At 49.7% G+C, this 12428-nt stretch carries 8 protein-coding genes; 1 reads left to right on the top strand and 7 read right to left on the bottom strand.

The window, feature by feature from the left end:
• Positions 1 to 45: 45 nt before the first annotated feature.
• The 7 genes from JIN82_RS15430 to JIN82_RS15400 all read right to left on the bottom strand — a co-directional run bounded on the left by JIN82_RS15430 (position 46) and on the right by JIN82_RS15400 (position 9199).
• Positions 46 to 2667, bottom strand: a complete 2622-nt coding sequence (locus JIN82_RS15430) for a BatD family protein (protein WP_200312570.1) — start codon at positions 2665 to 2667, stop codon at positions 46 to 48.
• 4 nt (positions 2668 to 2671) lie between these two features.
• Positions 2672 to 4867, bottom strand: coding sequence for a VWA domain-containing protein (locus JIN82_RS15425; RefSeq protein ID WP_200312569.1), 2196 nt, complete (start codon positions 4865 to 4867; stop codon positions 2672 to 2674).
• Positions 4868 to 4880: 13 nt separating this feature from the next.
• A complete protein-coding gene (locus tag JIN82_RS15420; RefSeq protein ID WP_200312568.1) occupies positions 4881 to 5942 on the bottom strand; it encodes a vWA domain-containing protein in 1062 nt (353 codons plus the stop codon).
• Positions 5939 to 6706 (bottom strand): hypothetical protein, encoded by a 768-nt coding sequence (locus JIN82_RS15415; protein ID WP_200312567.1) that lies wholly within the window; start codon positions 6704 to 6706, stop codon positions 5939 to 5941. The genes JIN82_RS15420 and JIN82_RS15415 overlap by 4 nt, the downstream gene beginning before the upstream one ends.
• Positions 6707 to 6710: 4 nt before the next feature.
• Entirely contained in the window at positions 6711 to 7580 is an 870-nt protein-coding gene (locus tag JIN82_RS15410; protein WP_200312566.1) for a DUF58 domain-containing protein, read from the bottom strand.
• Positions 7577 to 8551 carry an AAA family ATPase gene (locus tag JIN82_RS15405; RefSeq protein ID WP_200312565.1) on the bottom strand — a complete coding sequence of 325 codons (975 nt, stop codon included), beginning with the start codon at positions 8549 to 8551 and terminating at the stop codon, positions 7577 to 7579. The genes JIN82_RS15410 and JIN82_RS15405 overlap by 4 nt, the downstream gene beginning before the upstream one ends.
• Positions 8552 to 8992: 441 nt before the next feature.
• On the bottom strand, positions 8993 to 9199 hold the full coding sequence (locus tag JIN82_RS15400) for a cold-shock protein (protein WP_200312564.1): 207 nt from the start codon (positions 9197 to 9199) through the stop codon (positions 8993 to 8995).
• A gap of 356 nt (positions 9200 to 9555) precedes the next feature.
• On the opposite strand from JIN82_RS15400, the gene gdhA reads away from it, so the two are divergent.
• The gene (gdhA, locus tag JIN82_RS15395; RefSeq protein WP_200312563.1) at positions 9556 to 10932 is read left to right on the top strand and encodes an NADP-specific glutamate dehydrogenase; all 1377 of its coding nucleotides are present in this window, start codon (positions 9556 to 9558) and stop codon (positions 10930 to 10932) included.
• Positions 10933 to 12428: the final 1496 nt, after the last annotated feature.

Below are 12428 nucleotides of genomic sequence, written 5' to 3'. Positions count from 1 at the left end.
GGTGAACGGCTTTCATTAGATGTAGATAGAAGTTTCTAATTTGTTTTAGAAAATACTGCAAGAGCTTGCTGGAATCCAACAGTTACGTTTGTCTGCCAGCTGGATATACAACCAGTCATTTTCTGTTTTGACGACTTTGAACTCGAGGCCGTTGTGCAGGGCACCGTGAAATGCCGGTGAGTATGAGGCGGCTGGGCCTTTCAGTCCTTGCACTTCATCTAAGATAATCACGCCTTGTTCGCTTTGCTGGCTGAACTTTGCTACGCTGGCAATGGCTAGCAAAAGTGTGATCACTCCAACGGCATAGGCGGTGAAGTTTAGCTTTTGATTGCGGAAGCGTATTCTTAATGTGATCAGTAGCCAGAATACTAACCAAGCAATAATCAGAGCTGCTAGATCCCACTGCAGCGGCCATTGCCACCATGCTGGATCTAAGTTTTGTAGCTCTTTGTCTTTGCGGAGACCTCTGACTGCGTCGAGACTTTCGCGTAGCTTAGCATCGTGAAGGCGGTACGGTAGAGCTTGTTTGTAGGCTGCGATGGCTCGTCCGATTTCACCCGCTTTGGTCCATGCATTACCTGCATTGTAGTAGGCGATGCCTGGATTGTGATCTTCTTCAGCTGCCTTTTCAAATAGCAAAGCAGCGGTGGCAAACTGTGAGTCAGCAGTAAAGTCGGTGCTGGTTAGGGCATTGGCAAAACGTGTTTCAGCATCAGCAAAAGTATCAGCCTGAACATCCACTACGCTTGCTAGACTGATGAGGGCGAACCCGAGAATCGCTAACAAACTACGGTTCATTGCCTTCTGGATACTTGTGGCTAGCTGGACGAGTGGTGCGTGATCGCTAGCTGGTTTGCTCGCTGCAAACTGGCTGGCATTGCGCTGTTTGAAGTAGTCGTTGACGTTTGCAATTAGGTCTTCGCTAGCACCATTTTTTTGCAATTCCGTGGTAAGGTCTTTTGTTGTTAGTGAACCTGGAGCCATATCAAGCGCGGTAGCCAGATAGTCCTCAAATGCCTGTTCGTTAGTTGGCTGCTTACGAAGTTTCATCCACGCCTCGTAGCGCAGTCTAAAGCTCTCGTTAGTAGCGAGCAGATACTTGCGGCGCAGGATTGGGCCAATGATGAAGTAGCCCAGCGGGCCAATGATGAGCCAGATCCAGAATTGGCTAGCAAGGCTATTGACGATGGTGTTGACGAGGTTGTCCATGGGCTTGTTGGGTTGGTTGTGCCACACTCCTGCGGCGTTGCTTTCAATAGAGATGGTTGTATTTGGTAGTTTGCTGATGTCGAAGAAGCGTTCATCGCCATCTGGTGTAATTTTGATTGGGATCGCTTCGGTAGTGTAGGTTTTATATTCTCCAACAGCTGGATCGAAGGTTTTGAACTGTAGCGGTGGCAGGGTATTGAGGTCGGCGCTCAATGGGCGCATGCGCATGGTGAACTGGCGACCGTCTGGCTGCCACAAACGAGCCTGGTTTTCGTTAGTCCAGAAACGATTGCGTAGTGATTTTTGAGTATTTAATGGGGGAATGGTGAGGAATTGTGGGTCGACTTCACTTTTCACCTTAACGGTGGCTTCCATCAGTTGGCCCACTTGCGTTTCGTGTGGGTTCAGGCTGAGCTCGATATCAACGGGCTCAAACAGGCCGCTGAAAACTGGTGCTGAATCATCAGCTGGCAGCGGCAGTACTTCGAAGTCCATCGTATTTGAGTCCACATAAAGACGCTCAAATAGTTGGTTGTTTTCAGCTGGCTCGAAGAAGCTGTTGTCGAAGTAGGCGGCGTATCTACGATAGTGTGAAACCTTACCTAGCAGACGCTGAACTTGTAGGCGAGTCGGCTCAAGTTGGTAGCTGCCCACTTTGTCAAAGCTCAGGTAGATGGTGAATCTAACGTCACCTAGCGGGTCATTTTCATTACTGGTATTATGAGCAATGACACGACGTCCGCCAAATGGTAGGCCGATTTGCTGTTCCTCTGGAAACTGCGGACGAGGCACGACTGAGGTGATGTTAGGATTAGTGAAAAATGCTGGAGTCACATTGAGCTGACGGAGCGCACTCATTGAGTACGGGCTACGCCAGTGGACATCAACTTTCACCGGCTCACCGACGTAGACCTGAGTTTTTGCCGGTGTGTAGGTGAGGCGCATGGACGAATCCTGCTTGATCTGACCGGCGGTGAATTGGGTGATGGCGGATTTACAGTCGACCTCACCAACGGTGAATGGCAGTGATGGCAGGGTGATTAGGCCTGTAGTGCGAGGTACGATGTAGACGTATGCTGCGTAGTTGAAGCCTTGGCTCTTCTTCAGTTTTTCAAAACTAACATTGAGGAATGCTAGGTTTTCAGTTGAAGCTGGCAGTTCTAACTCAGGCTCTACTTCTGACTTGAAGCGATAGATGAGCATGGTCGCTTCATTGACAAAGATACTGCGATCTCTGAAATTCAGCTCGGGAGTTTCTGGCTCGACGATGATTTCAGGCTCCTCTTCATCTAGCGGCGGGTGATTTGCCACGACGTCATCAACTGCAGCGCTGTCTGTGGTAGACGGCACGAAGGTGCCAGCTGGTTGCTGTTGGGAGCTATCTGCGTCAGCTGGAGATTGGGCCATCAATGGGCTCAGGCTGCAGATCAGCGCGGGAATGTAAAATTTTAGATGCATGATATTACCAATCTTTTTCTACAGCTGAAGCCGCTTTTGATTTTGACTGTTGTTTTTGGCGGAATTGCTGGCTAGCCATTTCTTCTTGGAGAATATCTTCCGGTGAGAAGTTAGGCGGCGGCAGCTGTTGCATGCTTTCGCTAGAGTTGAAGTCACCCTCCATAGCCATGGACATCATTTGGGATTCGCCATCGCTTTCATCATATTCGTAGTCGTCCCATTCATCCATTTCAGATTCCTCGCTATCAGAATCTTGTGAGCTGTTACTATTGGCGAGTAGGTCGAGGATTTCCTGAACGTGCTCGGCGGCGATGTTATAGTGTCTGAGAGAGTGAAATGCCGTATTCCACTGGTTGAGTTGGTTGCTGCCCACAGTGATTTGCTCAGGTACTTTTGGCATGATTTTGAGAGGTTCCTCAAAGATTGTTTCGAGCTCATCCACTTCGACATGTTCACCAATCTTAGCATTATCCACAGGAGCGTTGAGGTCGACTGAGTCATCTAACTCTGATGGATCGAGCACACTGAGGCCTGCTGATTCTCTAAGCATCGCGTACATCACTTCGTGAAGTTCTTTCATGTCCTCATGAATTTGATCGGCGCTGGTTTTGAGTTCGTTAGACTGAGTCTTCAAATTGGCTAGAGCCGCGGCAGCGTGTTCTGGTGCCGCTGGTGGTGGTGGATCATTGTGTCTTCTATTTCTGCGCGGAGCTGGAGGATTTACCTGTTGGACTTTCTCTCTAGCTGAAATCAGCTTGTCTTTGAGCTCTTCCAAGTCCTCGATGAGTTTTTGCATCGATTGGTTCATGTCTTGGCTATCATCGGCTTCGTTAGCAATTTGCTCTCGCAGCGCGAGGATATTGCCGTGGAGTACTTGCAGTTGGTGCGCCGCACGATGGTATCCTGGCTGCATACGAGCGGCACGCAGGTAGTATTGCTGAGCACTCATTGCTAGGTCTAGCTGCTCCTGCGGGGTCGGCATTTCCTTAGCTAGGCCGTCGGTACAAATGCCAAGGTTGAGCAAGACTGCAGCATCGACTGAAGGAATGTCAGAAGGTTTACTGCGCAACTCGATGAGAAGTGCTTGAGCTTCTTCCATTTGCTCGAGCTTCATGTGATCGATAGCCATGTCGTACTTGCTAACAAATTGTTTGGATTGCGCATAGACTGAGCTGTTTGGCATTGCCGCCATCACCACAAGAATCACGGCGATAGAATTTGTTTTGATGCGCAGGTGAGGAATGACAAGTAAGATGAGGGCCAATGGCATGAGGAAGAACGAGGCTTCTTTGTAGATCATGAAGGTATCATTGCCGACGCTGAGCTGTTGCTGTTTATTTTTTGCAAAGTCCTGATAGGTGTCAGCTAGGTAGAATGGGCGAGTGCCAGCACTGAAATAGGTGAAATTCTCGCTAGCTGAGCAGAGCGTTTCTAATGACTGGTTATCTAGCTTGGTAATCACATCTTCATCCTTGTATTGCACAAAGGACATTGTGCCATCTTCTAACTCTTCCGGGATTTTGGCACCGTTCTCGGCGTCACCTAGACCGATCGCTAACAGCCCTACTTGAGCTTCGCTGATGCGAGCTGCGACTTTTTGCATATCGGGGCCGTGATCTTCACCGTCAGTGATGAGGATGATGTCTTGGAAACCGACGCGGTCGTCGGTGAAGACTTGCTCGAGAGTTTTTTCCACCCCGTCGTTGAGCATTGTGCCACCAAATTCAACTGCCCATGGTGAAGCTTGGTCTAGCATGTAGCGAAGGAAATCGTAGTCACTTGTTAGTGGGCAAGCGATAGATGTGCTTCCTGCATAGAGAACAAGGCCGACTCGCTGGCTGGTGAAACCTTCGACGGTATCGCGGATGGCTTGTTTAGCTGATTCTAGGCGGTTAGGCTGAACGTCTTCAGCTAACATACTGCGGGAAACATCGAGAATGAAGACGACGTCGCGGCCTGCGCTGGCTAGCTGGCTAGGAACTGGATTATATCCAGGCTTGGCTAAGCAGAGCGCAATGATGGCTGCAGCTAGAATGCGCACATGGTCACGCCAAGCTGGGCGGTTAGGTGATGAGCCATTGAGTTGGTCGCGCACCTCTTTGTTGAGCTTACGCGCTCTGGCCATCAACCACGCGAGTGGCAAGAGCAGGACGAGCAGATAGAGCGCGTTAGGATTTTGAAATGTGATTTCGGGAATCATGGGAAAATGGTGCTTATGGAGCAATGCGCAGAACGGTTGACTTCAGGGCGAGAACTAAGAGCAAGAAGAGGAAGGCAAATGCCAAGGGCAGCCAGAAGATCTCTTCAGTAATTTTGTAGCTCTTGGTGGCAATCTTGCTTTTTTCCAGTTGGTCGATTTCCTCGTAAACTGAGAGCAATGATTCGTAGTCGGTGGCTTTGCGATAAATACCGCCTGTCTCTTTAGAGATTCTTTCTAGCACTTGCTCAGCTGGAGTGAGCACGTCTTCTTTATCAACTGGTCGGTTTTTGCCGTAGTAGGGTTCGTCGCCTAAGCTGATGATGTAAACCTTGCATCCCCATTCTTTAGCCAAGCTAGCTGCTGCTAGAGGTTCGTGGCTACCAGAGTTGTTTTCACCATCGGTGAGGAGAACAACAATGCGGCTGGTAATGTGCGCGTATTGGTTGGCGCTGCCGTCAGCTAATGGTTGGTCTAGCTGGTGGAGGCGCGCTGCAGCGAGTGCCAGTGCATCACCGTAGGCGGTGCCATCTTCGTTAGGACGATTCTGTGATTCGATGCTACGCACGATTTCTACCAGCGCTGAGTGACCAAATGTTAGAGGGCTGCGGGTGTCCGCATAGCGGGCGAAAGTGATGAGGCCAATAAGATCGTTAGGTCTGCCATTGAGTTCGTTTCCATCACCAGCAATGAAGCGCTCGACGATCTCTTTGGATGCTTCCATGCGTGTTTGCGCTGGGCCATCCACGAGGGTGACTTCCGCTTCCATGCTGCTAGAAATGTCGACAAGCATTTGAATGGCGATGCCTTCATTGCTTTGGTATGATTGGTCAACAATAGCTTGAGGCCTAGCAATGGCGGTGATTAAGGCAATTAGCCCTAATGCTTTGAATGCGGTTAGCCATGGTAGGTATTTTGCTCTGCCTTGATCGAGATCACTCCAAAGCTCGGTGGCTGCAATAGTTAGGCTAGGTTTGTTTTCCTTGCGCAGGCAGAACCAGCCAATGACTAGGATGAGGACAAGCAGCCAAGGGTAGACGAGTGTGAGGTCGTCAGGTAGTTGGATCCATGAATTCATGATTGTACCTCTTTCGTTAGAATTTTAATGATCGCATCAGCGGATGGTTTACCGCTGAATATTGCGTGTTCCAGCTGGCTTTTACTGCCATCACTAAGGCGGCTGGATGATGGTTCTAGCAGGCTGTGTAAAAGTGATGTTGGAATTTCGCCTTTTTTGAGTGATTGCAGCGCTTGATCGACTGCATCATTATTGTCTTCGCCGTCATTGTCAGTTTGCTTGCGCTCGATTAAAATGACCACGGTGGCAATGAGAAGGACGGCGGCGACGATTGCTATGATGATGCTTAGCTGGGATTTTTCGGCAGCTTTATCAGCTATCTCGGGGAGAGGCTCGGGGCCTCCTGCATTTTCTAGCAGGGCAACGGGAGATACCTCGATGTGGACGGGTACGATTTTGATTGTGGTCTCGTAGCCATCGGGGTGTTGGATGACGGCAGCTAGGTTTTCTAGCGGCCATGAACCAGGTGCAGCAGCCTGCATGGTGTAGACTTCACTGTGGACGAATTTATTGTCGTCGGTTAGTGTGACTGGGCGTTTTTGTCTGCCAATAGCGATGAGCTCGTTAGGTCGACTGAACTGCATGGTAAATTTGCAGTAATCATGGCTAGTGAAGCTTGCCGTTAGTTCGATGACATCGCCAGGCTTAATTTCAGAGGGAGAGACGGAGAGTTCGATGTTGTCGACATCTGCGGCTTGCAGTTGGAAGCACAAAAGCACGCAGGCTAGCAGCCAGGAGTAGTATTTTTTATATGTGAGAGACATTGGATTAACCTCCGGTTTCATCAGCGACGCGGCGCTGGCGAGAATTGAAAAATGAGATCAGTGCTTTGACACAATCTTCACCGTGCATGACCTCCATGAGGTCGACGCCAGATTCCATCATTTCGTTCCTGATTTTTTCTAATCGCTGACGATGGTTTTCTTTGACTTGGCTGAGGTCCACGGTGGCTTGGGCTCCAGTTTCGGAGTCAGAAATTCTGACGAGGCCACAGTTAGGAGGGGTGACTTCTTGTGGATCAATAAGGTTGACGGCGATAAGATCGTGCTTATGGGCGAGTGCTTGTAGCTCGTCTTGATAGCCTTCGCAGAAGAAATCTGATAGGATGAAAATGACTGAGCGCTTACCAACGACATGACCAAGGTTAGCAATTGCTTCCGCTAGGTTAGATCCTGTGCCCTTGGGCTCGACATTCATCAAGGTATCAATGATGCGCAGGGCATGTTGGCGGCCTTTGCTAGGGCGAATCATGAGCTCGACTTCATCTGAGTACAGCGTGAGGCCGACGCGGTCATTATTCTTGGCGGCTGTGAGTGTGAGCAATGATCCTAACTGAGCGAGGGTATCGCGTTTTTTTCCAGTAGCATCACACAGCATGGAGGCTGAGATATCGACGAGCAGGTAGAAGTGCTGTTCGCGTTCCTCGATGAACCTTTTGATGTGCGGCGTGCCGGTTTTTGCAGTGACGCGCCAGTCCATGGTGCGAACATCATCACCTGGCTGATAGGGACGAACATCTTCAAATTCAATGCCTTTACCTTTGAATACACTGCGGTATTCACCAGAGAGTAGGTGCTCGACTGGACGTCTGCATTTCAACTCCAACAAGTGGAGTGCGCTGTCATTTCCCTCGATCATGATTGAGTCACTGGGACGTTATTGAGCAGGTCTTTGATGAGGTCGTCTGAGATGAGGCCTTCAGCTTCTGCGCGGTAAGTGATGGCTAGGCGGTGGCGAAGCACGTCTGGAGCGACGTCTTTGACATCTTGAGGTACCACGTAGTCGCGGTTTTGCATGAGTGCGTGCGCGCGTACCGCGAGTGATAGATTGATAGAAGCACGAGGTGAAGCGCCAAAGCGGACGTACTTGCTGGTATCCATGCCGTATTTTTCTGGGTTACGGGTGGCATCGATGAGGCGGATGATGTAGAGCTCGATTTGCTCGTCGAGGTGGATTTGGCCAACGAGGTCGCGGATGTCGACGATGTCGTCAAGTGTCATCACAGCCTTCACGTCGAGAGTTGGATTTGGGCGTCCCATGCGGCGCATGACTTCCAGTTCTTCTTCCAGAGTTGGGTAGTCGACTCTGAGCTTGAACATGAAGCGGTCTACCTGTGCTTCTGGCAGCGAGTAGGTACCTTCTTGTTCGATTGGGTTTTGTGTAGCGAGAACTAAAAATGGCTGAGGCAGCGGGAAAGTTTCTTTGCCAAGGGTAACCTGCTTTTCTTGCATGGCCTCGAGTAGTGAACTCTGCACCTTGGCTGGCGCGCGGTTGATTTCATCTGCAAGAACGATGTTAGCGAAGATCGGGCCTTTTTCTGCGGTGAATGTATGCGCCTTTGGATCGTAGACGAGTGTACCGGTAAGATCGCTTGGTAGAAGGTCTGGGGTAAATTGTACGCGGCTGAAATTGGCGTCTAATGCTTGGGAGAGCGTATTTACGGTGAGTGTCTTTGCTAGGCCGGGAGCACCTTCAATGAGCACGTGGCCGCCACAGATGAGAGCTAACATGAGACGTTCAACAAGCACTTCTTGGCCAACGACGACTTCTCCGAGGCGGTTACGTACAGCAGTTAGCTTTGCTTGAGCGTCTTCTATTTGTTTTTGCATAAGGATAAGATGAGATAAGAATGTTGATGTGAGATACAACTTGAATACGGCTGATATTTCAGTGTCTGGATGAAATTCTTGGGCCGTTTAGTTGGCTATGAGGTGTGAGTTGAGGGGAAATAGTCTTTTAATGACCTATTATCAGGCGGTGCGGAGTATCTGGCAAGCGTTTGATGGTTGATTAGTTGTATTGATTGTTGTTGCTGTGGATTTCTCCGAAGTGACTTAGCTTAGCGAGTTTATTGCACCCATTGCTAATGGCATGTGATAAGGAATAAAATCTACTTGGGGGAGATACACCATTGAGTGAGCATTGTTGATGTTAAAATAAGCTTACTGCAGCTATGTGGATTTAGTTTTTTGCTAGCGAATTTAAAACAAAAAAAGACGACAGTGTAAACACTGTCGCCTTTCTATAAAATAGTATTACTCGGAAATCTATTAGAGAGGCTTAACCTCAGTGGCGCATGGGCCTTTTTGGCCTTGGCCAATTTCAAATTCAACGTTCTGGCCTTCGTCGAGACTTGCGTATCCGCCACCAGATTGGATCTCTGAATGGTGAACGAACAAATCTTTACCGCCGTCATCAGGACAAATGAAACCGTATCCTTTTTCAGCGTTGAACCACTTAACTGTACCTTTACTCATATTGTTTTTCTTTCTGTGGTGAAAATTGAAGGACCAAATTCTGTATCACCATCGTGAATTCGGTTGTTGGGTGTTGATATTAGTAAGGTACACCGAGGACAGCTGCGGGGTAGGCTTACGTTGGGTTAGTTAGTTGAAATATCCAGCCGATGAATCAAAGGGTGGCTGCACGGCTACTGTCTCTATTGAGCTGCGACTTACGAACGCAAATGTGCACAGATTTGAGTTAAGCACAAGCTTTGCATTGGAAAAACTTCATTTTCAGTAACAAGCGATGACAAATGATACCCCCTCTACTGATAGTTTTATGCATTGCGGATTTGTGAAATGTACTAATATGTGAAATAATATGGATTATGAGTGAATCATGGATTGCCAAGCCAACGGGCTATTTTGACAACGAGATCGAGCGTTTTATGCATGGTCTGATCCGCCGGAATGAAGGTGAAGTGGTTTTTCACCAGGCGGTACGCGAGTTTGCTGAGAGTGTGATTCCATTTCTCTCTGAGCACCAACTGTATCGTGATCAATACATTCTAGAGCGCATGACTGAGCCTGATCGCATTATTATTTTCCGTGTCACCTGGGAAGATGATCAAGGCCACCTGCGTGCCAACCGTGCGTGGCGTGTGCAATTTAACAACTCGATAGGGCCATATAAAGGTGGTCTGCGTTTCCATCCATCCGTGGATCAGAGCATTCTGAAGTTTCTCGGATTTGAGCAAGTTTTTAAAAATAGCCTGACGGGGCTGCCGATGGGGGGAGCTAAAGGTGGCAGTAATTTTAACCCAAAAGGCAAGTCTGACCGCGAAGTGATGCGCTTTTGTCACTCGCTGATGATAGAGCTGCACCGTCACATCGGCCCAGATCGCGACATTCCAGCTGGTGATATTGGTGTGGGCGCGCGTGAAATTAGTTATTTGTTTGGCCAATACAAGCGGCTAGAAAATCGCTGGCACGGTGCGCTCACCGGCAAAGGGCTTTCCTACGGTGGTAGCCTGGTGCGCAAAGAAGCCACTGGCTACGGTGCCGTGTATTTTGTGCAAAACATGCTAGAGCACGCCGGCATTGATCTAGCTGGAAAAAAAGCCAGCGTATCAGGATCTGGCAATGTAGCGCTTTATGCGATTGAGAAATTATTAGATCTAGGAGCCACCGTGCACACCGCCTCAGATTCTGGCGGCACCATCTATGATAGAGATGGTATTGATAGAGATAAACTAGCTTGGTTGATAGATCTGAAAGAAAAGCGCCGCGGTCGTATCTCCGAGTACGCCGAGCAATTTGGTGCCGAATACCGCGCTGGAGAAAATCCATGGTCAGTGCCATGTGACATCGCCCTGCCGTGTGCTACGCAAAATGAGCTAGACCTCAATGACGCCAAAGAGCTGGTCAAAAATGGTCTGTTAGCAATTTCTGAAGGTGCTAACATGCCAACCTCAGCTGAGGCCATGCATTATTTCCTCGAGAAGGATGTTCTGTTTGGGCCAGCTAAAGCAGCCAATGCTGGCGGTGTGGCTGTCTCGGGCCTAGAGCAGAGCCAAAACTCACTGCGCATCAGCTGGTCACGCGAAGAGCTTGAGGGACGACTGCAGGGGATTATGAAAGAAATCCACGACAAATGCATCGTCCATGGCCAGCGACCTGGCCGCTCAGTCGACTACAAAACCGGCGCTAACGTCGCCGGCTTCATCAAGGTGGCTGATGCCATGTGTGGTTACGGTGCCGTCTAACTTGGTTTGTTATTTCACTCACCTCAGCCAGCTGGAAATTCTAGCTGGCTGATTTTTTTGCTGAATTATTGGGCTCAGCTGGGCAGTTGGATGCCGAGGCCTTGCTTTCTGGCCTACTTTCAGCAGGCTGATCATGAGGGCGAGGTATCCTAGGGCTGAAGCCCTAGGCTTTGTTCTTTTGGACCTTCGGCCCAGCTGGAAATTCTAGCTGACTGGAATGGCTCAACTTGGCGGTTCTGGCCTACTGTCAGCAGGCTTATCATGTGGGGGAGGTATCTCAGGGCTGAAGCCCTGGGCTTTGTTCTGTTGGACCTTCGGCCCAGTTGGAATTTCTAGCTGGTTGGGATGCAAACGGGCTGGGTTGGTCTAGCAGATTGGGGTTTCCAGCTGGTTGGGATGCAAACGGGCTGGTTATTTCTATCTGCTTGGGGGCTAGCTGAGAGACCAATGGCTTCTTTTCGAAATACAGCCTTCCAAAGCCGGAGGCTTTAAAGATTTTAGCCGTGGGTAAGCGAGCTCAGCGAGTGCCACCCACGGAAGCTTGGATGTAGATCGTCTGCCGGAGGCAGAATGGAATGGAGGTGAGGTTATAGATTCTGGCTATTGGCATAGTTCTATCAGCGCTATCAATTTTGGTGTGCTGCGTTTTCCATTTTCCCTTCGGGAAATATTGTCTTTGGCGCGGCTATCCACGGGTTGCGCTCGCTGAGCTCGCTTACCCGCGGCTAAAGTCCTATAGCCCTCCGGGCTAGCCAGCTGGCTGGGGTTTCTAGCTGACTGGAACGGCTCAACTTGGCGGTTCTGGCCTACTTTCAGCAGGCTGATCATGAGGGCGAGGTATCCTAGGGCTGAAGCCCTAGGCTTTGTTCTTTTGGACCTTCGGCCCAGCTGGAAATTCTAGCTGACTGGAATGGCTCAACTTGGCGGTTCTGGCCTACTGTCAGCAGGCTTATCATGTGGGGGAGGTATCTCAGGGCTGAAGCCCTAGGCTTTGTTCTGTTGGACCTTCGGCCCAGCTGGTGTTTCTGGCTGATAGGGATGCAAACGGGCTGGGTTGGTCTAGCAGATTGGGGTTTCTATCTGGTTGGGGTTTCTAGCAGATTGGGGTTTCTAGCTGGTAGGGATGCTAACGGGCTGGTTATTTCTATCTGCTCTGGGGCTAGCTGAGAGACCAATGGCTTCTTTTCGAAATACAGCCTTCCAAAGCCGGAGGCTTTAAAGATTTTAGCCGTGGGTAAGCGAGCTCAGCGAGTGCCACCCACGGAAGCTTGGATTTAGATGGTCTGCCGGAGGCAGAATGGAATGGTGTTGAGGCGATAGATTCTGGCTAGTCGCATGTTTTTAGCAGGGTTATCAATTTTGGTGTGCTGCGTTTTCCCTTTTCCCTTCGGGAAATTTTGTCTTTGGGGCGGCTATCCACGGGTTGCGCTCGCTGAGCTCGCTTACCCGCGGCTAAAGTCCTATAGCCCTCCGGGCTAGCCAGCTGGCTGGAATTT

The sequence above is a fragment of the Persicirhabdus sediminis genome (assembly GCF_016595495.1).
GTDB classification, from domain to species: domain Bacteria; phylum Verrucomicrobiota; class Verrucomicrobiia; order Verrucomicrobiales; family Akkermansiaceae; genus Persicirhabdus; species Persicirhabdus sediminis.
Note: the sequence above shows the minus strand (reverse complement) of the source record. Positions and strands in the feature narration are given on the sequence as shown.